The organism is Streptomyces sp. NBC_00986 (genome assembly GCF_045162565.1).
GTDB lineage: Bacteria > Actinomycetota > Actinomycetes > Streptomycetales > Streptomycetaceae > Streptomyces.
Genome location: NZ_CP108733.1, coordinates 5,541,065 through 5,563,541, shown reverse-complemented (window position 1 = coordinate 5,563,541; position 22,477 = coordinate 5,541,065). Strand labels below are relative to the sequence as shown.

Annotated in this window: 25 protein-coding genes and 1 pseudogene; 16 read left to right on the top strand and 10 right to left on the bottom strand. The window is 69.6% G+C overall.

Features of this window, described 5'->3' with window-relative positions; translation table 11 throughout:
* The gene (locus OG504_RS24565) at positions 1 to 1,689 is read right to left on the bottom strand and encodes a bifunctional 3'-5' exonuclease/DNA polymerase (RefSeq protein ID WP_405991744.1); all 1,689 of its coding nucleotides are present in this window, start codon (positions 1,687 to 1,689) and stop codon (positions 1 to 3) included.
* 243 nt (positions 1,690 to 1,932) lie between these two features.
* Between OG504_RS24565 and OG504_RS24560 the strand changes: the two are divergent.
* Positions 1,933 to 2,472 (top strand): annotated as a pseudogene (locus OG504_RS24560) (Uma2 family endonuclease).
* Positions 2,473 to 2,494: 22 nt separating this feature from the next.
* Here the strand turns inward: OG504_RS24560 and OG504_RS24555 are convergent.
* Positions 2,495 to 3,211: a Clp protease N-terminal domain-containing protein gene (locus OG504_RS24555; RefSeq protein WP_405991743.1), complete on the bottom strand. Its 717-nt coding sequence runs from the start codon at positions 3,209 to 3,211 to the stop codon at positions 2,495 to 2,497.
* A gap of 159 nt (positions 3,212 to 3,370) precedes the next feature.
* On the opposite strand from OG504_RS24555, the gene OG504_RS24550 reads away from it, so the two are divergent.
* Complete coding sequence (locus tag OG504_RS24550; protein WP_405991742.1) at positions 3,371 to 4,141, top strand: hypothetical protein; 771 nt, start codon at positions 3,371 to 3,373, stop codon at positions 4,139 to 4,141.
* A 42-nt stretch (positions 4,142 to 4,183) separates the two neighbouring features.
* Here OG504_RS24550 and OG504_RS24545 read toward each other — a convergent pair whose 3' ends face one another.
* Complete coding sequence (locus OG504_RS24545; RefSeq protein ID WP_405991741.1) at positions 4,184 to 4,921, bottom strand: TetR/AcrR family transcriptional regulator; 738 nt, start codon at positions 4,919 to 4,921, stop codon at positions 4,184 to 4,186.
* Between the two features lie 137 nt (positions 4,922 to 5,058).
* Here OG504_RS24545 and OG504_RS24540 point away from each other — a divergent pair, with 137 nt between their 5' ends.
* Positions 5,059 to 6,000 carry a hypothetical protein gene (locus OG504_RS24540; RefSeq protein WP_405991740.1) on the top strand — a complete coding sequence of 314 codons (942 nt, stop codon included), beginning with the start codon at positions 5,059 to 5,061 and terminating at the stop codon, positions 5,998 to 6,000.
* A gap of 249 nt (positions 6,001 to 6,249) precedes the next feature.
* Positions 6,250 to 7,365 (top strand): DUF2786 domain-containing protein, encoded by a 1,116-nt coding sequence (locus OG504_RS24535; RefSeq protein ID WP_405991739.1) that lies wholly within the window; start codon positions 6,250 to 6,252, stop codon positions 7,363 to 7,365.
* Between the two features lie 6 nt (positions 7,366 to 7,371).
* On the opposite strand, the gene OG504_RS24530 is transcribed toward OG504_RS24535, so the two are convergent.
* The 4 genes from OG504_RS24530 to rpmB form a co-directional block, all read right to left on the bottom strand.
* A complete protein-coding gene (locus OG504_RS24530) occupies positions 7,372 to 7,893 on the bottom strand; it encodes a DUF4232 domain-containing protein (protein WP_405991738.1) in 522 nt (173 codons plus the stop codon).
* 210 nt (positions 7,894 to 8,103) lie between these two features.
* Positions 8,104 to 8,583: a hypothetical protein gene (locus OG504_RS24525; RefSeq protein ID WP_405996416.1), complete on the bottom strand. Its 480-nt coding sequence runs from the start codon at positions 8,581 to 8,583 to the stop codon at positions 8,104 to 8,106.
* Between the two features lie 129 nt (positions 8,584 to 8,712).
* Complete coding sequence (gene rpsN / locus OG504_RS24520; RefSeq protein ID WP_384151920.1) at positions 8,713 to 9,018, bottom strand: 30S ribosomal protein S14; 306 nt, start codon at positions 9,016 to 9,018, stop codon at positions 8,713 to 8,715.
* Entirely contained in the window at positions 9,018 to 9,254 is a 237-nt protein-coding gene (gene rpmB / locus OG504_RS24515; RefSeq protein ID WP_405991737.1) for a 50S ribosomal protein L28, read from the bottom strand. The genes rpsN and rpmB overlap by 1 nt, the downstream gene beginning before the upstream one ends.
* Positions 9,255 to 9,329: 75 nt before the next feature.
* Here rpmB and rpmG point away from each other — a divergent pair, with 75 nt between their 5' ends.
* From rpmG to OG504_RS24490, 5 genes are all read left to right on the top strand, one after another.
* Complete coding sequence (gene rpmG / locus OG504_RS24510) at positions 9,330 to 9,494, top strand: 50S ribosomal protein L33 (RefSeq protein WP_327402261.1); 165 nt, start codon at positions 9,330 to 9,332, stop codon at positions 9,492 to 9,494.
* A gap of 5 nt (positions 9,495 to 9,499) precedes the next feature.
* Positions 9,500 to 9,748 carry a type B 50S ribosomal protein L31 gene (locus OG504_RS24505; protein WP_393751594.1) on the top strand — a complete coding sequence of 83 codons (249 nt, stop codon included), beginning with the start codon at positions 9,500 to 9,502 and terminating at the stop codon, positions 9,746 to 9,748.
* A 2-nt stretch (positions 9,749 to 9,750) separates the two neighbouring features.
* The gene (locus OG504_RS24500) at positions 9,751 to 11,283 is read left to right on the top strand and encodes a GTP-binding protein (RefSeq protein WP_405991736.1); all 1,533 of its coding nucleotides are present in this window, start codon (positions 9,751 to 9,753) and stop codon (positions 11,281 to 11,283) included.
* Positions 11,284 to 11,285: 2 nt separating this feature from the next.
* Positions 11,286 to 11,531 carry a 30S ribosomal protein S18 gene (gene rpsR, locus OG504_RS24495; protein WP_405991735.1) on the top strand — a complete coding sequence of 82 codons (246 nt, stop codon included), beginning with the start codon at positions 11,286 to 11,288 and terminating at the stop codon, positions 11,529 to 11,531.
* Between the two features lie 287 nt (positions 11,532 to 11,818).
* On the top strand, positions 11,819 to 12,037 hold the full coding sequence (locus OG504_RS24490; protein ID WP_051105974.1) for a DUF397 domain-containing protein: 219 nt from the start codon (positions 11,819 to 11,821) through the stop codon (positions 12,035 to 12,037).
* Between the two features lie 69 nt (positions 12,038 to 12,106).
* On the opposite strand, the gene OG504_RS24485 is transcribed toward OG504_RS24490, so the two are convergent.
* Positions 12,107 to 12,598 (bottom strand): ATP-binding protein, encoded by a 492-nt coding sequence (locus OG504_RS24485; protein WP_366497574.1) that lies wholly within the window; start codon positions 12,596 to 12,598, stop codon positions 12,107 to 12,109.
* 374 nt (positions 12,599 to 12,972) lie between these two features.
* Between OG504_RS24485 and OG504_RS24480 the strand changes: the two genes are divergently transcribed.
* From OG504_RS24480 to OG504_RS24455, 6 genes are all read left to right on the top strand, one after another.
* Positions 12,973 to 13,797, top strand: a complete 825-nt coding sequence (locus OG504_RS24480; RefSeq protein ID WP_405868559.1) for a helix-turn-helix domain-containing protein — start codon at positions 12,973 to 12,975, stop codon at positions 13,795 to 13,797.
* A gap of 118 nt (positions 13,798 to 13,915) precedes the next feature.
* Positions 13,916 to 15,376, top strand: coding sequence for an aldehyde dehydrogenase family protein (locus OG504_RS24475; RefSeq protein ID WP_405991734.1), 1,461 nt, complete (start codon positions 13,916 to 13,918; stop codon positions 15,374 to 15,376).
* A gap of 134 nt (positions 15,377 to 15,510) precedes the next feature.
* A complete protein-coding gene (locus OG504_RS24470) occupies positions 15,511 to 16,059 on the top strand; it encodes a DinB family protein (protein ID WP_405991733.1) in 549 nt (182 codons plus the stop codon).
* A 24-nt stretch (positions 16,060 to 16,083) separates the two neighbouring features.
* Positions 16,084 to 16,725, top strand: a complete 642-nt coding sequence (locus OG504_RS24465; protein ID WP_405991732.1) for a PadR family transcriptional regulator — start codon at positions 16,084 to 16,086, stop codon at positions 16,723 to 16,725.
* Positions 16,726 to 16,799: 74 nt separating this feature from the next.
* A complete protein-coding gene (locus tag OG504_RS24460; protein WP_405991731.1) occupies positions 16,800 to 17,795 on the top strand; it encodes an ATP-binding cassette domain-containing protein in 996 nt (331 codons plus the stop codon).
* Positions 17,792 to 18,553 (top strand): ABC transporter permease, encoded by a 762-nt coding sequence (locus OG504_RS24455; RefSeq protein ID WP_405991730.1) that lies wholly within the window; start codon positions 17,792 to 17,794, stop codon positions 18,551 to 18,553. Before OG504_RS24460 ends, OG504_RS24455 begins: the two co-directional genes overlap by 4 nt.
* Before the next feature lie 295 nt (positions 18,554 to 18,848).
* Here the strand turns inward: OG504_RS24455 and OG504_RS24450 are convergent, their stop codons facing one another.
* Together OG504_RS24450 and OG504_RS24445 are read right to left on the bottom strand one after the other, a co-directional pair.
* Positions 18,849 to 20,255, bottom strand: coding sequence for a glutamate decarboxylase (locus tag OG504_RS24450; protein WP_405991729.1), 1,407 nt, complete (start codon positions 20,253 to 20,255; stop codon positions 18,849 to 18,851).
* A 38-nt stretch (positions 20,256 to 20,293) separates the two neighbouring features.
* Positions 20,294 to 21,577, bottom strand: a complete 1,284-nt coding sequence (locus OG504_RS24445; RefSeq protein ID WP_405991728.1) for an ion channel protein — start codon at positions 21,575 to 21,577, stop codon at positions 20,294 to 20,296.
* A 137-nt stretch (positions 21,578 to 21,714) separates the two neighbouring features.
* Here OG504_RS24445 and OG504_RS24440 point away from each other — a divergent pair, with 137 nt between their 5' ends.
* Positions 21,715 to 22,476 (top strand): MerR family transcriptional regulator, encoded by a 762-nt coding sequence (locus OG504_RS24440; protein ID WP_405991727.1) that lies wholly within the window; start codon positions 21,715 to 21,717, stop codon positions 22,474 to 22,476.
* Position 22,477: the final 1 nt, after the last annotated feature.

The window sequence follows — 22,477 nt, the reverse complement described above, 5'->3', positions numbered from 1 at the left end:
TTACTTGGCATCGGCGTAGCACTCAACTACCGCCACCGTGAAGGGAAACCGCACCGGCGTCTCCCCGAACGTCAGCCGACCGGCGAGGTCCGCCGCCTCCTGTATCGCCGCGGCCACGGTCCCGGTCTCCTCCTCGGGGCAGTGCACGATCACCTCGTCGTGCTGGAAGAAGACCAGCTCGGCCGCCAGCCCCGCACAGGACCGCCGGAGCGCGGCCAGCATCAGGAGGGCCCAGTCCGCCGCGCTGCCCTGGACGACGAAGTTGCGGGCGAAGCGGCCCCGGGCGCGGGAGTTGGTGGAGGCGTAACCCGGCACCCAGCCCTGGTCGGCGGGGGCGGTGACGGGGTCGTCCTGCGGGATGCCCGCCTCCTCCGCCGCGTCCTCGCCCCCGGCCACCGGCGGGCAGGTCCGCCCCAGCCAGGTCCGGACGAGCCGCCCCTCCTCGCCCGCCTTCGCGGCGTCGTCGACGTACGCCACCGCCTTGGGGAACCGGCGTCTGAGCGCGGCGAGGTTCTTGAGGCCGTCGCCGGAGGTCTGGCCGTAGACCGCGCCGAGCACGGCGATCTTGGCCTGGTCGCGGTCGCCGGAGAAGGCGCGGTCGGACACGGACTGGTAGAGGTCGGTGGCGCGGCCGGCCACCTCCATCAGCCCGGGGTCGCGGGAGATCGCGGCGAGCACCCGCGGTTCCATCTGGTCGGCGTCGGCGACGACGAGCCGCCAGCCCGGGTCGGCGACCACGGCCCGCCGGATCACCTTGGGGATCTGCAGCCCGCCCCCGCCGTTGGTGACCCAGCGACCGGTGACCGTGCCGCCCGCGAGGAACTCCGGCCGGAACCGCCCGTCCCGCACCCAGTCCTGCAGCCAGGACCAGCCGTGCGCCACCCAGATCCGGTACAGCTTCTTGTACTCCAGCAGCGGCTTCACGGCCGGATGGTCGAGGGACTGGATCTCCCAGCGCCGGGTCGACCTGACCTTGATCCCGGCCTCGGCGAAGGCCTTGACCACATCGGCGGGGAGATCCGGCCGCACCCGTCTCCCGAAGGCGACGGACACCTCGTCCGCCAGCTCGGCCAGCCGCCGCGGCTCACCACCGCCCGCGTACCGATCGCCCAGCAACTCGTGGAGCATCTCCCGGTGCACGTCGGCGCTCCACGGCAGCCCGGCCCGGTTCATCTCGGCGGCGACCAGCATCCCCGCCGACTCGGAGGCGGTGAGCAGGCGCATCCGGTCGGGGTGGGTGGTGGCGTCGTGCCGTCGCTGCTGCTCGGCGTACACGGCGAGCAGGTCGGCCAGCGGGAGATGGACGCTCTGCGGCTCGAAGAGCGAGGGCTGCGCGCCCGGTTCGGCGGCCCGCTGCGGCGGATCCGGCGGTACGGCCCCGCCCCGCAACCGGGCCAGCGCGGCCGCCGCCGACCGCGGTTCACCGTGCCGCCCCTCGTGCCCGAGCAAGAGCGTCTCGGCGTCCTCCACGTCGTAGCACCGCTCCACCCGCACCCCCGCGGCGAGCAGCAGCGGATACACCTCGGCCGTGGACCGCCACACCCACCGCCCCACGTCGGGCCGTCCCCGCACGGCCTCGACCAGGTCCGGCTCCCGCCCCACCGCCCCCACGGGCAGCCCGTCCGGACCGAGGGCGGCGACCTCCACACCACCACCCTCGGCCGGAGCGAGCGCCCAGCGATCGGTCATGTCCGCGAGTGTGGCACGCAGGTCTGACAACGTCCCCGACCTGCGCGAATAGCGTCGCCCGCACAGCATCTCCGAGCGAAGAAACGTCACGCGCACACTCGTACGGGTGCCGCATCACGAGATCACGGACGGCCCTCTCGCCTACGCTGACGGGGTCGCTCCGTACGAAGGAGGTCCGCCGTGGCACTGACCGCCCCAGAGCGTCGACTGAGTCCTCATCCGAGTCCGACGGAGGAGAGGCGCATGGAGGCTTCGGTGGAGGCCGCCTTCGAGGCGTTCGACGCTGCCGCCCCGGAGGGATGGCGCGTGGAGTTGATCGAAGGGAAGATCCACGCGGTGCCTTCGGCAAATGGGGAGCATGAGGAGATCGTGTCCGAGGTCACCGGGCAGGTCCGGGACCATCGAAAGGACTACGGTCGCTACACCGGTATCGGCCTGCACGTTCCGGACGCGTCCGGCACCGGCAAGGTCGTCCCCGACCTGGTGATCGCCCCGAAGGGCAGCTTCGCCGACGACCTGCGCTATCACGACCCCGCGCCCGTCGTCCTCGTCGGCGAGGTGACCCCCGAGTCCACCGCCGTCAACGACCGCGGTCCCGAACTGCGTGGCTACGCGCGCGCGGGCATCCCCTGTTACCTGTTGATCGACCGCGAGGCCGGGACGGTCATCGTCTACAGCGAGCCCTCCGAGGACCGCTAAACCCGGGCCGCCGAGATCGAGATCTCCAAGACCGTGGCGCTGCCCGAGCCGCTCGGGTTCGACCTCGACACGAGCCAGTTCTGACCCGGGCGGCGGGCAGGCCGTCTCAGCCCTGAAACCCCTTGAGCATTCCCGCGATGTGCCCTTCGGTCGTGGCCTTGTCGATGCCCAGGCCGTTGAGGACGCCCTCGCCGTTCTCGTGCTCCAGGAGGGCCAGCAGGATGTGTTCGGTGCCGATGTAGTTGTGGCCGAGGCGCAGGGCCTCGCGGAAGGTGAGTTCCAGGACCTTCTTGGCGTCGGGGCCGTAAGGGACGAGCTCCGGGACCTCGTCGGCGGCCGGGGGGAGTGCGGCGGCGGCCGCCTGGCGTACGGCGTCCAGGAGGACGTCCTGCGCGACGATCGCCTTGGCCGCCAGCCCGTCCGGTTCGGCGAGCAGGCCGAGGACCAGGTGCTCGGGTCGGCCCTCGGGGTTGCGGGCGGCGACGGCTTCGTTGTGGGCGGCCATCACCACGTTGCGGGCGCGCGGCGTGTATCGGCCGAACCCCTGACTGGGGTCGAGGTCGGCCGATTCCTTCGCCACGAAGCGCTTCTGCGCGGCCTGCCGGGTGACGCCCATGCTCTTGCCGATGTCCGTCCAGGAGGCACCGGAACGCCGGGCCTGGTCCACGAAGTGGCCGATCAGATGGTCGGCGACATCGCCCAGGTGGTCGGCGGCGATGACCGCGTCCTGGAGCTGGTCGAGCGGTGCGGGGTGGACCAGTTTGATGGCCGCGATGAGGTCGTCGAGACGTACGGATGAGGTGACGTTCGGGTTGGTCGTCATGTGTCAACCGTAGGTTGACAGCGTGAGGGTGTCAACCCCGAGTTGACACCTGTCCGGCAGGTGAAGGCGAGGGCGTGATCAAGTAAAAGCCGGTCTGCGTCGATTTCGATAATGATAGATATGGGAGGTCATCACCCCCACCTCCCCAACGGAGTTATCGTGCAAAAGGTCATCGATTACATAGAGGAACGCCGGGCGTCGTACGAAGGGCATGAATTCTTCACCGGCTTATTGGCCGACGAATCGCTCCCCGGCGAAAAGCGTCTGGCGTGGGGCCCCAGCGTGATCCCGTTCATCATGGGCTACTCCGACCTGAACAAGTACGTCTTCCGCAAGAGCGCCGAGGACGCCGAACGCGACCAGCTGCAGTCCCTGCTCAACGCGCACACGTACGAGGAGGACTTCCACTGGCAGTGGATGCTGACCGACCTGGAGAAGCTGGGCGCCGACCGCGAGTTGCCCCTGTCGGACGCCACCCGCGTCCTGTGGAGCGGGGACTTCCAGCACTCCCGCCGCCTCGTCCTGGAACTGGCCGCACTCGCCGCCGACGCACCGACGTACGCCGTCTTCGCCATGGTCGAGTCCATCGAGGCGGTCTCCATCACGATCTTCACGCACTGCCGGGGAATCGCCCTGCGGGACGGCCGCGAATGCGAATTCTTCGGCACAAAGCATTACCTGGCGGAGGCGTCGCACAGCATCAAGTCACCGGAAGTCGAAGAAACGAGCCTGCCGTCCCTCGACGAGGCCCAGCGCGAGGAATCCAGGCGGATGGTGGACCGCACGTTCGCGCTTTTCGACGACTGGTCCGGCGCTCTCCTGAAATTCGCGCTCGACAACTCGGACCCCGACCGTACCTACGCGAGGATGATCCAGCAGAGCAAGGACCTGCTGCCGGAGGCGGAGGCGGCGGCCGCGAGCGCGTTCTAGGGATGCGTCATCCAGGGATCCGCGTTCCGAGATTCCTGGCCGCTACGGCGTGAGCGACCCGGCGGCGCCGGCCAGCAGCCAGTCGAGGCCGCGTTCGAAGCTCGCCTCCGGGTCGTCGTTGTAGAGCAGCTCGGAGAAACCGGTCTCGGCGAGGTGGGGGAGCCTGCCGGCGTCGATCTGCGTCTGGACGTACTCCGTGGTGGCCGCGCGGCGGGCGGTGCCGGCCTCCTCGGTGGTCCGGCGCCGGATCCCGCCGGACAGCTCGGCCGTCACATGCCCGAGCGTGAACGTGTCGACCGCGAGGATGAGCGCCCGCAGTACGGCGCCGTCGGCGTCCAACCCCCGTACCGCGGCGGCGGATTCGTCCATGCGCTTCAGCGAGGCGGGGCCGACCGGGCACCCCGTGTCCCGGGTGGCCAGCAGCCACGGGTGGCGCAGCGCGGCGGCCCGGTTGGCCCGGGCGAGCACGCGCAACGCCTCGCACCAGTCGGAGGGGACGTCCCCCACGAGCGTCTCCTCCGCGGCGGCGTCGTGCATCAGCTCGAACAGGTCGTCCTTGCTGTCGATGTGCGCGTAGAGGCTCATCGGCCGGGCCTTCAACTCCCCGGCGATCCGCCGGATCGAGACGGCGTCGAGCCCCTCGCTGTCGGCGACCGCCATCGCGGCCCGCACGATCCGCTCACGCGTGAGCGGCTTCGCCTTCGGCTTCGCGTCGCGCTCGGCCTCACGCAGCCAGATCGGCTCGCCGTGGTTCGGGGCGGAAGGGCGTTGTGTGGGCACGGTCCGAAGTCTAACGGTGCGGGGTACGCCCGAGCGATACGCTGTACGAGATTCCGATACGCTGTATCGCGCCAGGGCTCCGGGCTTCGGCCTCCGGGCCCCGCACCGTACCGATGCCCCGGCACAGGAGGAACGCAGTGGAGACCACCACCACGGACACCACGACCACGGGCACCAACACCACGGACACCACAACCATCGAGTGCTACCGCTTCGTAGAGCCCGACCTGACCTCGGCGAACGGAGACGTGACCTGGCGGATCGGCGAATGGAACCGGACGACCGGGGCCGTCCGCTGCTGCGCGAACGGCCTGCACGCGTCCCCGACACCGAGGGACTCCCTGCGCAACGTGTACGGCCGGCGCTGGTTCCTCGCGGAGGCGAGGGGCGAATTCTCCCGCCGGTCCCACAAGTTCGCGGCGAGCGAGATGCGCCTCGTGGAGGAGATACCCGCAGTTGTTCTACGACGTTTCGCGATCCGATGCGCGCAGGACGCCCTCGATCACCTGGAGCGGCGACACCCCGTCGACGCCCGGGTACGTCAGTGTCTCCAGGCCGCGGAAGGCTTCCTGGACGGCACGCTCCACGAAGCCGACCTGATCGAAGCGCGCCAGGCCGCGGGCGGGTTGGTCGCCTCCGGCGCACCCATCGGCGCGGACACGGGACGCGCCGTGGCCGCCACGATCGCCGCGTCCTGCGCCGCCGACGGGGACGCCGCCTCCTGGGCGTCCGCGGCGGCGGCAGCGGCGTACGCGGCCCATGCCGCCGCCGACGCCATCGAGGCGGCCGAGGCCCTCGTGGCCGTATACGCGCCGGTCCACAACGTCGCGGCCGGCATCGCCGCCTCGCACGTCGCCGACCGCGCCGCCACCGCCGCACACACGGCCGCCGCAGCAGGCGCCGGCGCCCACGCGGCAGCCGTCGCAGCGGCCCGCGGCACCTACGCGGCCGACACGGCGGCCGACCCGTACTTCGCGGCGTTCTCGGAGTTCTCCACGCACCCCGCCGACACTCACTACCTGGCGCAGAACGCGGTGCTTCTTGAGCTGATCGGCGATGCGCGAGCAACGCACTTGTAACCGGGGCGAGTTGGTTGTCCACAGGGTGTGGACGAGCAAGCTTCGTCGACCCCCGCGCAGGTAACCCCGCGAAGGAAACGCGGCAGCGAGGCCCAACACATACGAGCCGAACGCGCCGAGCGCAGGACCAGTACGGCAGACCAGCACAGCACTCCCTCCGGACCCGCCAGGCGCGCCGCACCCCCGGCGGCGAACAGCGTGCACGACTCCCCGCCCCCTCCTCTCCCCACCCCATGACACGATCACCCGGTGACCAGCAAGACCACCACCGTCGAGCGCGCCTTCGAGGCCGCCCTCTACGCCGACACCCACGACGCCCTCGACGCGGGTGCCTCGATCCTCGCCGCCGATCCCGCCGTGGACGCCGAACTGGCCGGCCGTGGAAGGGAGTTCGTGGCGGCGGCGTGGCGGCGTGGCTGGCAGCCCGCGGATGTCGTACGGCTGGTTCGGCGGGAGTTGGACGACGTACACGTACGGCTCGTCTCGGCGTTGATCCGCGCGCAGGCGCCGGACGACCGGGCGCGCGGCCCCCGTTGGGCGGCGCAGGTCGACGAACTGACCGCCGAGGAACCGCCCCGCACCGACCGTTTCACGCACGCCAGCACCGTGCTGGAGCTGTACCGCCTGCTGCTGCGGCTGCCGAGCCTCGAACCCCTCGACGAGCACGAACCGAAACCGCACGAGAACCGTCGGCCCGCGTCCCGCATGCTCACTCGCATCCGCGCGCTGCTCGCGAAGGCGGAGGCGACCGGGTTCCCGGAGGAGGCGGAGGCGCTGAGCGCCAAGGCGCAGGAACTGATGGCGCGGCACAGTATCGACGAGGCGCTGCTCGACGCGCAGGCGCCGGCGAAGGACGCGCCCGGCGCGTGCCGGATCGGGGTCGAGGCGCCGTACGAGCAGGCGAAGGCGGTACTGCTGGACGCGGTCGCCGGCGCGAACCACTGCCGGGCCGTCTGGAACGAGGCCTTCGGTTTCTCCACCGTCGTCGGTTTCGAGGGTGATCTGGAGGTGGTCGAACTCCTCTACACCTCGCTCCTCGTCCAGGCCACGACCGCGATGACGCGCGCGGAGGCGGCCCAGCGCGCGGGTGGCCGCCGGCGGACCAAGACCTTCCGCCAGTCCTTCCTCGCGGCCTACGCCCACCGCATCGGGGACCGGCTGGCGCAGGCCGCCGGGACGCAGGTCACCGACGACCTGCTCCCGGTGCTGGCCACCCGCGAGGTCGCCGTCACCGACCGCGTCGACGCGATGTTCCCGGAGACCACCACGACCCGCCTGCGCGGCGTCACCGACGAGGCGGGCTGGACGGAGGGCGCCGAGGCGGCGGACCGGGCCCAGGTCAGGGCCCGGCCGCCACTGGACTGACGGCCGTCAGTCGCCGGCCTGCGTGAAGGCGCTGACCGAGGCGTCCGAGTCGCTCACGGAGGTCTTGCCCTGGACGGGTCCGTACGACCACTTGTAGCTCGTGGTGTCGCTGCTGCCGGGCAGGGTGATGACCACCTTCGTCGCGGCCAGGCTCAGCTTGTCGCCCGCCTTGCCGCGCACGTAGGTGATGGTGAAGGACGCCGCGTCGCCCTTGGCGAGCCGCAGTTTCTGAGCCTTGGCGCCCTTCAGCGTGGAGAGGACGACCTTGGTGCCGCCGCCCTCCAGCGTGGCACCCGGGAACCCGTCCAGGTCGCACGGCTTGCTCTGGTTGGTGAGCGAGACGGGCACTTCACCGGTGTCACCGGCGGCCGGCGCGGTACTGGCGGGCCCGACCTGGACGGCGACGCCGTCGAACGAGCAGGCCGACCCGTTCTTGCTGTCGGAGGAACCACCGCCGCTGCCACTGTCGCAGGCGGTCAGAAGCAGAGCCGACGCGAGCGCGGCGACGGCGAGGGGAATGGTGCGCATGAGGGGATCATCCCGCACGGAACAGCCTCCCGCTGACAGGCCTACGCCCGCAGAGCCACGCCAGATCGCCGACCCGGCACACCTCTTGCGCTGAAATGTGACACTCAGGGCCCCGAGTGTCACATTTCCTCGGAACCCACCCCCAGCCTGTACGGTCCGGGCCTCAAGACACACGCCCCGGGGCCACGCAAGGCCTACGACCCCAAGCCGCTACGACGACCCCAAGCTCGCCGTAGGCAGCCCCGACGGCAGCTTCCCGCCCTCGGCCCGCGTGTACGTCTCCTTGCCTGCACTCCCCGACCAGGTGACCGCGAGGCTCGACTTGCTGACGGAGTCGACCATCCCGGTCGTCCGGGTCTTGCTCTTGTCCGTGCACGTGAGGTGGATCATCTGCATCCCCGCCTCCTCACCGGCCGTCCCGTTGCACACGGTGCCACCGGTCGTGAACAGCGCGGCCTGCTTGTCGGTGACCACAAGGACCAACGCCTTGCCGCCGGCCGTGGCGAGCCAACTGCCCTGCAGCCCGTCGGACGCGGCCGACGGGCTGCTGCCGGAGCCACCGGAGTCCGCCGTCGCGGTCGACGTCGCCGACGAGGACGCGCTCGGCGTGGACGAGGAGTCGTCCGAGGAGTCACCGCTGCACGCGGTCAGGACGAGCGCGCCCGCCAGACCGGCGGCAGCCGCCGCCATCCGTACCGTCGTCACCGTCGAAAACGCCGTAGTCACTGGTAGCTCCCAAGCTGTAGCGGGACGCGGACGGCCGCCCGGTAGGCCTTGACCTCGGCCCTGGCCGGAACGACCGCAGCAAGCTACCAGTGGTTACCAGGAGGACTTGCGGACACCGGGTAGGTATCCGCTGTGAGCCTGCCCGCGCAGGTTCACCCGGGACAGCCCGAAGGCACGGAAGTAGCCCCGGGGGCGCCCGTCGACCTGGTCGCGGTTGCGAACCCGCGTGGCGCTCGCGTCGCGCGGCTGGCTGCGCAACTCCCGCTGCGCGGCGGCCCGTTCGGCCTCCGTCGAACCGGGCCGCCGGACGATCTCCTTCAGCTCGGCCCGCCGCGCCGCGTACCGCGCGACGACCTCCCGCCGCCGTTCGTTCGCCGCGATCTTGCTCTTCTTCGCCATCAGATCCTCACCCCGCGCTCGCGGATCCTGGCCACCGCCGCCTCGACGCCGATCGCGTCCACGGTCTTGATCCCCTTCGCGCTCAGCCGCAGCCGTACGTACCGGCCCTCGCCGGGCAGCCAGTAGCGCTTGGGCTGGATGTTCGGGTCGAAGCGGCGCGGGGTGCGCCGGTGTGAGTGGGAGATGCGGTTGCCGAAACCGGGCTGTGCGCCGGTCAGCATGCAGTGGGCGGACACGAGTGACGTACCTCTCCTCGATCGGGGCCGTAGCCAGTGCTGTTAATGGAATTCATTTTCAGTAAGGTATCAGCCATGGCTCGCAACGAACTCCGCCCGGTCATCAAACTCAGGTCCACGGCCGGCACCGGCTACACCTACGTGACCCGCAAGAACCGCCGGAACAACCCCGACCGCCTGACCCTGCGCAAGTACGACCCGGCCGCCGGCCGCCACGTCGACTTCCGAGAGGAGCGCTGACCGAGATGCGCGCGAACACCCACCCGCCCTACGGCCCCGTCGTCTTCCGGGACCGGGCCGCGAACCACGCGTTCCTCACCCGCTCGACGATGACGAGTGCGAAGACGATCGAGTGGGAGGACGGGAACACCTACCCCGTCGTCGACGTCGAGATCTCGGACGTCAGCCACCCCTTCTACACCGGCACGGCCCGCGTCCTGGACACGGCCGGCCGCGTGGAGCGCTTCGAGCGCCGGTACGGGAAGCAGGCCTGACGGTGTCCGACCTCTCCGTCGCGATCGTCGCCGGCCTGCACGCCGACGCCCGCAGAGCGACCGTCGCCCGACTCCTCCACGACGTCCCCGGCAGCGTCGTACTCCACCACGACCTCGCTACGGCGACCGCCGGCACGGTCGTCCGCACGGTCAGGGACGCCACCGGCATCCTCGACGCCGGCGAGACCCCCCTCGTCAACGACTGCGCGTGCTGCGCACTCCGCGAGGACCTGGTCCCAGAGCTGCGCCGACTGGCCGCGACCGGTCAAGTCCGGCTGGCGGTAGTCGAGTTGTGGGACTCCGTCGAACCCAAGGCGATGGCCGAGGTGATCACCTCCGGCGGCCTCACGGTCACCGGTGTCATCACCGCCGTGGACCCGGCGCTCCTCCTGCCGTACCTCGGCAACGGCGACGACCTCGCCGCGGCCGGGCTCGCGGCGGCGGCCACGGACGAGCGCACGATCGCGGACACCTTCGCCCGCCAACTGGAGTACGCCCCCGTCCTCGCCGTCCTCGACTCGGAGGAGGTCGACGACGAAGACCGCGAGCTGCTGGGCCAGTTGCACCCGACGGCCCGCCAAGTGCCGGTCGGGGGCGGCGACTTGAAGAGGAACAGCAGCACCCAGGGCGCTCACGACGCCCCGCCCCCCGCTTCCACCCCGCCCACCCCCAACCCCCCAGGGGTGCAGGCTCCCGACCCGCCCACTCTCAACCCCCCAGGGGCGCGGGGAACTGCGCGCCCGGCCCCCACCGACCCGCACCCCGCCAACCCCACGAGCACCCCGGCCCCCGCTCCCACCCCATCCACCCCCAACCCCCCAGGGGCGCGGGGAACTGCGCGCCCGGCCCCCACCGACCCGCACCCCGCCAACCCCACGAGCACCCCGGCCCCCGCTCCCACCCCATCCACCCCCAACCCCCCAGGGGCGCGGGGAACTGCGCGACCAGCCCCCACCGACCCGCACCCCGCACACAACCCCAACCACCCACCCCCACGCAGCGTCCTCGCCCGCGCAGCCCTCGCCGGCTTCGACGTGGAGGCCGCAGCCGCAGCCCAACACCCCGCCTGCGCCCTACTCCCCGTCGAGGCCGACGCCCACGGCGTCACCACCCTCGTCTGGCACCGGCGCCGCCCCTTCCACCCGGAGCGCCTGTACGCCGCACTCGAGGACATCACCTGCGCCGCCGCCCGCAGCCGGGGCCGGTTCTGGCTCGCCGACAAGCCCGACTCGCTGCTGCACTGGGACGCGGCCGGCGGTGCCCTGTGCGTGGAGAGCGCGGGACCGTGGCTGGCCTCATTGCCGGACGCCGCCTGGGAGTTGGTGCCACCGGTGCGCCGCGCCGCCGCCGCGCTCGACTGGCACCCGGAGCACGGGGACTGCTGTCAGCACCTTGTTTTCACATCCCCCGGGCTGGACCGCGACGCACTCGAACTGCTCCTGGAGTCCTGCCTGTTGACCGACGCCGAGTACGCAGCGGGCCGTAGCGCCTGGAAACGCATCCCGTCCGCCTTCGACACCCTCCTGGAGATCTGACCGTGCCCCGCAAGCCCGACCTCAAGTCCGCGCGCAGGCCGGCCGCGTCCCGCCGTAATCCGTTGGATGCGGCCGGAGTTACGTACATCGACTACAAGGACACCGCCCTGCTGCGGGCGTTCGTCTCCGATCGCGGCAAGATCCGCAGCCGCCGGGTCACCGGCGTATCGGCGCGGCAGCAGCGGCAGTTGGCGGCTGCGATCAAGAACGCCCGGGAGATGGCATTGTTGCCGTACTCGACCCGATAGCCGCCCGCATGGAACACAAGGGCCCCCGTACACGTCTTCCCTAGTACATGTCCTGCCCGGTCCTGGGCAGACGCTGGAACGGCATCGGTAAAGCGGTCGTCAAAGCTGTAACCGGAGGACCACCCCCCGTGCACGTGCATCTGCCCATGCATCTGCACATGAACAGGGCTATGATCCGGAACAGTTGACCACTGCATCAATGGCCACACCAGCCAGTGCACAACCGGGAGCGACCTGTGGACCACCGCGTTGACAGCGTGTACTTGGGGTTCGACGTGTACAACGGCATGGCTGCCACGCAGCTGGACGGAGTGGCCTGGCAGAAGAGCCGGCACAGCAACTCGCAAGGATCCTGCGTGGAGTTCGCGCGGCTGCCCGGCGGCGACGTCGCCGTGCGCAACTCGCGCTTCCCCGACGGCCCGGCGCTCGTCTACACCCGCGCCGAGATCGAGGCGATGCTCCTGGGCATCAAGGACGGCGAGTTCGACCACCTGATAGCGGGATAGCGCACCGACGACCTGCGGGGACGACGGCAACGCGCGTAGAACCGCGGCCCCAAAAAGGGCCGCGGTTCCTCACGCGTTGTTCTGTACGGGGTCGCCCTGGAGCCGGAACAGCGCCCAGACCACCTTGCCGCTGAGCGTGCCCGCCAGTGGGTGCCAGCCCCAGCCGTCGGCGAACGAGTCGACGAGGAACAGGCCGCGGCCCGACTCCGCCGAGAAGTCCTCCGACTCGCAGGCGATGGGACTGTCGTGACTGGGGTCGCGCACGGCGCACACCAGCCGCTCGGTCCAGCGCATCAGGTGCAGCCGCACGGGCGGGTTCTGCTCCGGGACGCGCGGGGTGTTCGCCGGCAGGGCATGGCGCAGCGCGTTGGTGACGAGTTCGGAGACGACCAGGCACACGTCGTCGAAGCGGTCGCCTATGTCCCACTGGTCGAGCGTGCGGCGGGTGAACTGCCGTGCCTCGCGCACCGCTTCGTAGCGGGCGGCCAGAGCACACGACGCGGCGCTGGACACGGCCGACGGGTCCAGCGGCGGAAGGCCCTGCCGTAACGGCTCGAGCATGGTCGATCCATTCGTCCCCATGCGAGGCACTCCCGGGAATTCGCGGTCGTTGCGATGCAGCGGTGGCGCGAGACCATGGTTTCGGATGCGTACAGCAGATGCAAGGGCAGATGCACGTGCAGCTGACCGAATTGGACCCTCCCGTACCGCTTGTTGGCCATTTTTTCCGCCAACTTCACGCCGATCTCGGCTCCGGACCTTGCGTCTTGCTGACGTCTTCCTGACAACTTCCTGTGAACGGGCGCCCCTTCTTTCCATTTCTGTAACCGAACGAGTACTGCTCGAAGTGTTTTAGTGGCAGACTGCGGCCCCTGAAGAGGTTGGGGAGGCTGGCGAACGTGAGCGCGGGAGAGCCCGGATCGGTGGTGCGGCGGATGCTGCTCGGCTCGCAACTCAGGCGACTGCGGGAAGCACGCGGGATCACCCGGGAGGCGGCGGGGTACTCGATCCGCGCTTCCGAATCCAAGATCAGTCGCATGGAGCTGGGGCGAGTGAGCTTCAAGACCCGGGACGTAGAGGACCTGTTGACGCTGTACGGCATCACGGACGAGGCGGAGCGCATCTCACTCCTCTCCCTCGCGAAGGAAGCCAACGTAGCGGGCTGGTGGCACAGTTACTCGGACGTCCTGCCCAGTTGGTTCCCCACCTATGTGGGCCTGGAGGGCGCCGCCTCCCTCATCCGCGTCTACGAGGTGCAGTTCGTGCACGGACTGCTGCAGACCGAGGCCTACGCCCGCGCGGTCGTCCGGCGCGGCATGAAGGGCGCGAGCGAGGCCGACGTGGAGCGGCGGGTGGCGCTGCGCCTGGAGCGGCAGAAGTACCTGGTGAACGAGAACGCCCCCGACTTCCACATCGTCCTGGACGAGGCCGCCCTGCGCCGCCCGTACGGCGACCGCGAGGTGATGCGCGGGCAGTTGCAGCATCTGATCGAGGTCTCCGAACACTCCAACGTCCGCCTCCAGGTGATGCCGTTCGGCTTCGGCGGGCACGCCGGCGAGTCCGGTGCCTTCACGATCCTGTCGTTCCCCGAGTCCGACCTCTCGGACGTCGTCTATCTCGAACAGCTCACCAGCGCGCTCTACTTGGACAAGGCCGAGGACGTGGCCCAGTACGAGAAGGCGCTGAAGGAGCTCCAGCAGGACAGCCCGGGCCCGGACGAGAGCCGGGATCTTCTTCGGGGACTGCTCCAACTCTCTTGAAACACAAGTACGATGACGTGTGATCAGACCGTGATGATCGTGAGGGATCGCCCGGTCTGCTGTTGATCGTGTCTGCAACTGATCGTGTCTGCTGACGATTGAGCGATTGAGGGATCACATGTCGTCCTACTTCACCGACCTGGCTCAGCAGTACATCGACGGTGAGTGGCGCCCGGGCACCGGCTCCTGGGACATCATCGACTTCAACCCGTACGACGGCGAGAAGCTCGCGTCGATCACCATAGCCACGGTCGACGAGGTCGACGAGGCGTACAAGGCGGCCGCCCGCGCCCAGAAGACATGGGCCGCGACCAACCCCTACGCCCGCCGCGCGGTATTCGAGAAGGCTCTGCGGATCATCGAGGACCGCGAGCAGGAGATCTCCGAGGTGATCGTCGCCGAACTCGGCGGCACATTCCTGAAGGCCGGCTTCGAGCTGCACCTCGTCAAGGAGTTCCTGCGCGAGGCGATCCACCTCGCGCTGCGCCCCCAGGGCCGGATCATCCCCTCGCCGGTCGACGGCAAGGAGAACCGCGTCTACACCGTCCCGGTGGGCGTGGTCGGCGTGATCAGCCCCTTCAACTTCCCGCTCCTGCTCTCCCTCAAGTCGGTGGCCCCCGCACTGGCGTTGGGCAACGGCGTGGTCCTCAAGCCGCACCAGAACACCCCGATCGTCGGCGGTTCCCTGGTCGCGAAGATCTTCGAGGACGCGGGCCTGCCGGGCGGCCTCCTGAACGTCGTCATCACCGACATCGCGGAGATCGGCGACGCGTTCATCGAGCACCCGATCCCGAAGGTCATCTCCTTCACCGGCTCCGACAAGGTCGGCCGCCACGTCGCGACCGTCTGCGCCGCGCAGTTCAAGCGCACGGTGCTCGAACTCGGCGGCAACAGCGCGATCGTGGTCCTCGACGACGCCGACATCGACTACGCGGTCGACGCGGCGGTCTTCAGCCGCTACGTCCACCAGGGTCAGGTCTGCATGGCCGCGAACCGTGTCCTGGTCGACCGGTCGATCGCCGACGAGTTCACCGAGAAGTTCGTCACCAAGGTCAAGTCCCTCAAGGTCGGCGACCCGCGCGACCCGCAGACGGTCATCGGCCCGGTCATCAACTCCCAGCAGGCGGACGCCCTTTCGGGTGTCGTCGAGCAGGCGATCGCCGAGGGCGCGACGGCTCTGGTCCACGGCACGACCACCGACAACCTGGTCTCCCCCTCGGTCCTCACCGACGTCCCCGCCGGCTCCGACCTCCTCCGCCAGGAGGTCTTCGGACCGGTCGCCTTCCTCATCCCGTTCGACGGCGAGGAGGAGGCCGTGAGCATCGTCAACGACACGCCGTACGGCCTCAGCGGCGCGGTCCACACCGGCGACATCGAGCGCGGCGTGAACTTCGCCAAGCAGATCGACACGGGCATGTTCCACGTCAACGACGGCACCGTCCACGACGAGCCGATCGTCCCCTTCGGCGGCGAGAAGGCCTCCGGCGTGGGCCGCCTCAACGGCGAGTCGATGCTCGACGCCTTCACCAGCCTGAAGTGGATCTCGGTGCAGCACGGGCGGAGCGGGTTCCCGTTCTAGACATGTGCTTCCGGTTCTAGGCATGTGCTTGCGACGGGCCATTGAGGACAGAAACTGACCTCGATGGCCCGTAGCTTCATCGACGTCGGGCAGGGGGACAGGCTCCCGGCCGGCACCGGCGAAAGGCGAAGGCCATGGTCACGCACGTATCCGCGGACGCGCAGGGCGACGAGCGCGGGTCGCTGCTCACGTTCGTCGAGGACCAACGGGGTGGTGTCCGCAGGGCGTTGCTCGGGCTGAGCGAGGAGCAGGCCGCGAGCAAGCCGAGTGCGAGCGGGCTGTCCCTCTCCGGGTTGCTCAAGCACTGCGCCGACGTCGAGCAGGGCTGGATCGCCCGGGCGAAGCAGGAGCCGCCGGCGGTTCAGCGGGACCAGACCAACTGGCACGAGACGTTCCAACTGGTCGACGGCGAGACCGTCGAGTCGCAGCTCGCGTACTGGGAGAAGGTCGCCGCCGAGACCGAGGCGTACATCCGCTCGGTACCGAGCCTCGACGACACCTTCCCGGTCCCGAGCGAGCCCTGGTTCCCGCCGGAGGGCCGGGTCACCATGCGCTGGCTCTGCCTGCACCTGATCCGCGAGACCGCCCGGCACGCCGGTCACGCCGACATCATCCGCGAGTCCATCGATGGCGCCACCGCCTACGAGCTGTTCACGAAGGAACGGGGCGCGACCGGGGGCTGACCTCGCGGGTTCTACGCTGGCCCCATGTCAGCGATCCGTCTCCTCGTGCTCGGCGCGGTACGCCAGCACGGGCGGGCCCACGGCTACCAGGTGCGCAACGACCTCGAATACTGGGGCGCGCACGAGTGGTCCAACGCCAAGCCCGGCTCGATCTACCACGCGCTCAAGCAACTGGCCAAGCAGGGCCTTCTGCGCGCCCACGAGATCGCGCCGTCCACGGTCGGGGGTCCGCCCCGCACCGAGTACGAGATCACCGACCGGGGCACGGAGGAGTACCTCCGGCTGCTGCGCGAGGCGCTGACGTCCTACGACCAGCAGATGGACGTCAAGTCCGCCGCGATCGGCTTCATCGTGGACCTGCCGAGGGCCGAAGCGATGGCGCTGCTCAAGGAGCGCACCCGGGGTATCGACCAGTGGCGGGCGTCCGTCACCGAGCACTACATCCCCGAGGACGGGCCCGAACAGCTGGGCCACATCGGCGAGATCATGAACCTCTGGATCCACACGGCCGACGCGGAGGCCGCGTGGACCCAGGGGTTGATCTCGCGCATCGAGGGCGGGGCGTACACCTTCGCGGGGGAGGGCGAGCCGTTCGTCGGTGTGCTGAGGGACGACGAGGAGAACCCGTACGCGACGGGGGAGCGGCATCCCGGGGACGCTCGCTAATCAAGTTTGACTAATGAGGGATGTGGCGTTACTTTCGGGCTGGTAGTCAAGTTTGACTAGCTGAGGGGTGCTCCGTGGGCGACGCGGCGATCATCGTCGAGGGTGCGTGCAAGACGTACGGCGGCAAGAAGGGCCAGGAGAAGAAGGCGTTGGACGGGGTTGATCTGTGCGTTGCGCGCGGCACCGTGCACGGGGTGCTCGGGCCCAACGGTGCGGGCAAGACCACCCTCGTCCGCATTTTGTCCACCTTGCTGCGGGCCGACTCCGGGCGCGTGGAGGTGGCCGGGTGCGATGTGCTGACCGAGGCTCGTGCGGTTCGGCTTCGGATTGGGCTGCTGGGTCAACATGCGGCGCTGGACGAGGAGTTGGGTGGTCGGCAGAATCTGGAGATGTTCGGGCGTCTTCATCATCTTGGTGCTCGGCGTGCGCGTGTGCGGGCCGATGAGCTCCTGGATCGTTTTGACCTCGCAGACACCGGGCGGAGGCCCGTGCGGGCGTACAGCGGAGGTATGCGTCGGCGGCTGGATCTCGCGGCCTCGCTTGTTACCGCGCCCGAGGTTCTCTTCCTGGACGAGCCGACCACCGGTCTTGATCCGCGTGGGCGTGCCGAGGTGTGGACGGCGGTTAGGTCGCTGGTCGGGGGTGGTACGACGGTGCTGCTCACCACGCAGTACCTGGAGGAGGCCGATCAACTTGCCGGTCGGATCTCGGTGGTTGACCGGGGGCGGGTCATCGCGGACGGCACCCCGGATGAGTTGAAGTCTCGTACGGGTGGTGACCGTATCGACGTCGTGCTGCGTGATGCGGGTCAACTGGGCGCCGCTGTCGCCTTGTTGCCGCTTCCTGCCGCCGAGGTTCGGGTCGATGTCGATCGGCGGCTGCTCAGTGCGCCGGTCTCCGACCGGATGGCGGCGCTCTCCGGGGTCGTACGGGCGTTGGAGGAGGGCGGGATCGATGCGGAGGATGTGGCTTTGCGGCGGCCGACGCTGGACGAGGTGTTCCTGCATCTCACGGGAGACGGTGACGGGGCGGGCGCGGACCGTCGTACGAACGTGAAGGAGGCCGTGTGAGTGCCTACGCTCTGACCGATTCCTGGACCATGACCCGGCGCGAACTCGCCCACTGGGCGCGGCAGCCCGTGCAGGTCGTGGTGAGCCTCGTTTTTCCGGTGATGTTGTTGTTGATGTTCGGGTATCTGATCGGCGGTGGGCGGGCCGTTGAGGGTGCCTACGTCGACTATCTGGTGCCCGGGATGCTTGCGTTGACCATGGCCTTTGGGCTGGAGGGCACGATGGTTGCCGTTACGCAGGATCTCAACAAGGGGGTGATTGATCGGTTCCGGTCGATGCCGATGGCTGATGGGGCTGTTCTGGTGGGGCGTTCGGCTGCGGACATGTTGCAGTCGGCGATCGGGCTGGTCGTGCTGATCTGCGTTGGGCTCGGGCTCGGTTGGCGTCCGCATGCCGGGCCTGGGCAATTCCTGGGCGCCGTCGGGCTGTTGTTGTTTTTTCGGTTCGCCATGTTGTGGGTCGGGATCTATCTGGCGCTGGTGGCTGGGCGGCCGGAGATGGTGCAGGCCGTGCAGATTCTGGTGTGGCCGGTTGGGTTTCTGTCCAACGCCTTGGCTACGCCTGCGGCCATGCCTGGGTGGCTGGGCGTGGTTGTTCAGTGGAATCCGATGTCTCAGACCGCTACTGCCGTGCGGGAGTTGTTCGGTGGGCCCGGGGGAGAGTCGGGGCATGTCTGGGCTGCGGTTGCTTGGCCGTTGGGCTTGCTCGTGGTGTTTTTTCCGCTGGCGGTGCGGCGGTTTCGGGGGCTTGGAGGGTGAGTCGTCGGGTGCGGGTTGTGGGGGGCTGGTCGCGCAGTTCCCCGCGCCCCTGGTTTGTGGGGGTGCGGCTCCGTGTGTGGGTGCGGGGCCGCTTCGGCGCCTGCGGTTCGTTGTGGGGCGGCGCCGCGCCGGGGGGTGTCCGTCCTCGGATTGGCGCGGGGACCGTTGCTTATCGACTTGCTCGTGTTGACGCGCCAACCGCTGCGGGCGCACACCCCCCGACACGTCGCCTTCTCGCCGTACGCGGGTGGTGGGCCGTGCCGTCCATGTGGTGGGTGGTACGGCCCCCGGTGGGTTAGTGGTGGAAGCCTGTTGCCGCTCCCTTGTCGCGGGTGAAGGGGTGGGGCTGGCGCCGTAGTTCGGGGAGGAGGCGGGTCAGGTCGTCGAGGAACAGTTCGGCCAGGTCTGCTGAGAAGCCGTTGCGGCAGACGATCCGGAGGACCGAGAGGTCTTCGCGGTTGGCCGGGAAGGTGTATGCCGGGACCAGCCAGCCGTGTTCGCGTAGGCGGCGGGAGATGTCGAAGACGTCGTAGTTCTCTACGCCGGGGGTCGTGGTGAAGGCGAAGACCGGCAACTCGTCGCCCCGGGTGAGGAGTTTGAAGTCGCCGAGGGTCTCGATGCGGGCCGCTAGGGCGCGGGCTACGTCTCTGGTGGACTGTTGGACCGCGCGGTAGCCCTCTCGGCCCAGGCGCAGGAACGTGTAGTACTGGGCCACTACTTGGGCGCCGGGGCGGGAGAAGTTGAGGGCGAAGGTGGGCATGTCGCCGCCCAAGTAGTTGACGCGGAAGACGAGTTCCTCGGGGAGGGCCTCCTTGTCGCGCCACAGGGCCCAGCCGACGCCCGGGTAGACCAGGCCGTACTTGTGGCCCGAGGTGTTGATCGAGGCCACGCGCGGGAGGCGGAAGTCCCAGATCAGGTCCGGGTCCAGGAAGGGGGCGACCATGGCGCCGGACGCGCCGTCCACGTGGACCGGGATGTCGAGGCCGGTGCGCTCCTGGAGCACGTCGAGGGCGGCGCACAGGTCGGCGATCGGCTCGTAGGAACCGTCGAAGGTCGAGCCGAGGATGCCGACCACGCCGATCGTGTTCTCGTCGCAGAGTTCGGCGGCGGCCTGCGGGTCGAGGTGGAAACGGTCGCCCTCCATGGGGACTTGGCGCGCTTCGACCTCCCAGAAGTTGCAGAACTTCTCCCAGCAGACCTGGACGTTGACGCCCATCACCAGGTTCGGGCGGGCTGCCGGATAGCGGTCCTTGTTGCGCTGTGTCCAGCGGCGCTTGAGGGCCATGCCGGCGAGCATGCAGGCCTCGCTGGAGCCGGTTGTCGAACAGCCGACGGTGGTTGACGGGTCCGGTGCGTTCCACAGGTCGGCGAGCATCGCCACGCAGCGCTTCTCCAGCTCCGCGGTGCGGGGGTACTCGTCCTTGTCGATCATGTTCTTGTCCCGGCACTCCGCCATCAGGACGCCGGCCTCCGGCTCCATCCAGGTGGTGACGAAAGTCGCCAGGTTCAGGCGGGAGTTGCCGTCCAGCATCAGCTCGTCGTGCACGAGCTGGGCCGCCGTCATCGGGGGCAACGGCGCGTCCGGGAGCCGGTGCTTGGGCGGGGCCTCGGACATGCCGCCGACCGGATTGGCCTCTCCGTAGAAGGGGTTCACGGACATGGGGCGCTCGGCGGACGGGTCGGGACCTTGGTGCAACGGCATGGCGTGCCTCCGATAAGGATCAAAAGAACCAACGGGTACTAGCGAACCGGAGTTCCGTCCGCGCGCAACTGCATCTGCGGTCTCCCGGTCACCAGCAGCCAGGCCGGGAGCGAGGCGATGCACAGCAGGGCGAGGATCGCGGGGGAGGCGACCAGGATGGCGGCCGTGAACAGGCTCACCCAGCCTTGTCGGGTGATCGCCAGGAGCATGCCCAGGACGCCTGTGGCGACCGCGAGCGCCGGGTCCACGGCGGGTACGACCGCGTGGGCGAACAGGCCGAACGCGACGCCGATGAAGACGGAAGGGAAGATCCGGCCGCCCCGGAAACCGCAGGACGCGGCGACCAGCAGTGCCGCCAGTTTCACGAATGTCATCGTCGCGAACTGGCCCGCCGACCAGCCCTCGGGATCGGCTGCGAGCTCCCCGACCTCGTCCAGCCCCTTGAAGAGCGTCAGATGGCCGCCCAGCGCCGCCAGCAGGCCCAGGACCAGTCCACCGGCCGGCAGCGCCAGCATGGGGTGCCTGAGGCGGGAGAAGGCGCCATGGGCGTACGGGAAGAGGTAGACCGCAGTCATGCCGAGCGCCGCTGCCAGGGGCGCCAGCACCAGGGCCGCCAGCAGGTCGCCCCAGCCGGGTCGGCCGAACGCGGGCAGATGCAGGTCGAAGGTCGGATGGGCCACCAGGGTGGTCGTCATGGCGCCCGCCGCCGCCGCGGCGAGCGGCGCGAACACGTTGTCCCAGAGCGCGCCCTTGGTCTGCCGCGCGGCCAGCGCCTCCGAGATGAGCAGTGCCGCCGCTACCGGTGTCCCGAACAGCGCCCCGATCGTCGCCGACTCGGCCAGCGCTCCCCACACCCCGCCCGGCAGCCGGGGTGCCAGCCTGCGCCCCAGCCACAGCGCGAGCCCCACGTTCACGGCGATGATCGGGTTCTCCGGGCCGAGGCTCGGCCCGCCCGCGAGCATCAGCGCGGTCGCCAGGACCAGACCGGGAAGTACTCCGGGGGGCAGCGGTACGGCCTCCAGGCCGGTGGTCGCCGGGTCGGGACCGGCGTGCCCGGGCACCTTCCACACCACCAGGCCGACCACGATGCCGGTGGCGGTCAGCATGACGACCATCCAGAGGACCGAGTAGCGCCCGATGCCCAGGGCGTCGGGCAGGTTCTTCCAGAGCACGTGCTGGAGTTGCTCGGCCGCCTCGCTCACCCCGATGAAGAGCAGACTCGCGAGCACGCCCACGACCAGTGCGGGGACGATCATCGGCAGCAGGGTGCGCGCCGGGGTCGTAGGGGCGGCTGGTGCCTGTTGCGCGCTGTCCTGGGCCACGGGGTCACCATAAGCGGGCAAAACGGACCCAACATCTTGAGGAACATCTTGAGATCGCGGGACAGGGGAGTGTGGGGCTTGTACCTCACGTGGCGTGAGGGTCGACCGTGGAGCGCGGACACAAGAAGGGAGCGGAAGTGAGCTACTCCGTAGGACAGGTCGCCGGATTCGCCGGGGTCACCGTGCGCACGCTGCACCACTACGACGACATCGGCCTGCTCGTCCCCAGCGAGCGCAGCCACGCGGGTCACCGGCGCTACGCCGACGCCGACCTCGACCGGCTTCAACAGGTCCTGTTCTACCGGGAACTCGGCTTCCCGCTCGACGAGGTCGCGGCCCTGCTCGACGACCCGGAGACGGACCCGCGCGCACATCTGCGCCGGCAGCACGAGCTGCTGACCGCCCGGATCGAGAAGCTCCAGAAGATGGCCGAGGCCGTGGAACACGCCATGGAGGCACGCACGATGGGCATCAACCTCACCCCCGAGGAACGTTTCGAGGTCTTCGGCGACAAGGACCCCGAGCAGTACGCCGAGGAAGCGGAACAGCGCTGGGGCGGTACCGAGGCCTACGCCGAGTCGCAGCGCCGGGCCGCCCGCTATACGAAGGCCGATTGGAAGCGGCTCCAGGCCGAGGTCGACGACTTGAGCGAGCGCTATGCCGCCCTGGTGACCGCCGGTGAACTCCCCACCGGCGACGCGGCGTTGGACCTCGCCGAGGAACATCGCCTGCACATCGACCGCTGGTTCTACGAGTGCTCGTACACCATGCACACCTGCCTCGCCGAGATGTACGTCTCCGACGAGCGCTTCAAGGCGTTCTACGACGCGATGGCCCCGGGCCTGGCCGAGCACCTGAAGGACGCGATTCTGGCGAACGCGTCCCGGCACACCTTCTAGG

Bases quoted from the DNA above. Each gene is read 5' to 3' on its own strand.
- OG504_RS24565 (WP_405991744.1), bottom strand. From the start codon at position 1,689: ATGACCGATCGCTGGGCGCTCGCTCCGGCCGAGGGTGGTGGTGTGGAG.
- OG504_RS24555 (WP_405991743.1), bottom strand. From the start codon at position 3,211: ATGACGACCAACCCGAACGTCACCTCATCCGTACGTCTCGACGACCTC.
- OG504_RS24530 (WP_405991738.1), bottom strand. From the start codon at position 7,893: ATGCGCACCATTCCCCTCGCCGTCGCCGCGCTCGCGTCGGCTCTGCTT.
- OG504_RS24525 (WP_405996416.1), bottom strand. From the start codon at position 8,583: ATGGCGGCGGCTGCCGCCGGTCTGGCGGGCGCGCTCGTCCTGACCGCG.
- rpsN (WP_384151920.1), bottom strand. From the start codon at position 9,018: ATGGCGAAGAAGAGCAAGATCGCGGCGAACGAACGGCGGCGGGAGGTC.
- rpmG (WP_327402261.1), top strand. From the start codon at position 9,330: ATGGCTCGCAACGAACTCCGCCCGGTCATCAAACTCAGGTCCACGGCC.
- OG504_RS24505 (WP_393751594.1), top strand. From the start codon at position 9,500: ATGCGCGCGAACACCCACCCGCCCTACGGCCCCGTCGTCTTCCGGGAC.
- OG504_RS24490 (WP_051105974.1), top strand. From the start codon at position 11,819: ATGGCTGCCACGCAGCTGGACGGAGTGGCCTGGCAGAAGAGCCGGCAC.
- OG504_RS24485 (WP_366497574.1), bottom strand. From the start codon at position 12,598: ATGCTCGAGCCGTTACGGCAGGGCCTTCCGCCGCTGGACCCGTCGGCC.
- OG504_RS24480 (WP_405868559.1), top strand. From the start codon at position 12,973: ATGCTGCTCGGCTCGCAACTCAGGCGACTGCGGGAAGCACGCGGGATC.
- OG504_RS24475 (WP_405991734.1), top strand. From the start codon at position 13,916: ATGTCGTCCTACTTCACCGACCTGGCTCAGCAGTACATCGACGGTGAG.
- OG504_RS24470 (WP_405991733.1), top strand. From the start codon at position 15,511: ATGGTCACGCACGTATCCGCGGACGCGCAGGGCGACGAGCGCGGGTCG.
- OG504_RS24465 (WP_405991732.1), top strand. From the start codon at position 16,084: ATGTCAGCGATCCGTCTCCTCGTGCTCGGCGCGGTACGCCAGCACGGG.
- OG504_RS24450 (WP_405991729.1), bottom strand. From the start codon at position 20,255: ATGCCGTTGCACCAAGGTCCCGACCCGTCCGCCGAGCGCCCCATGTCC.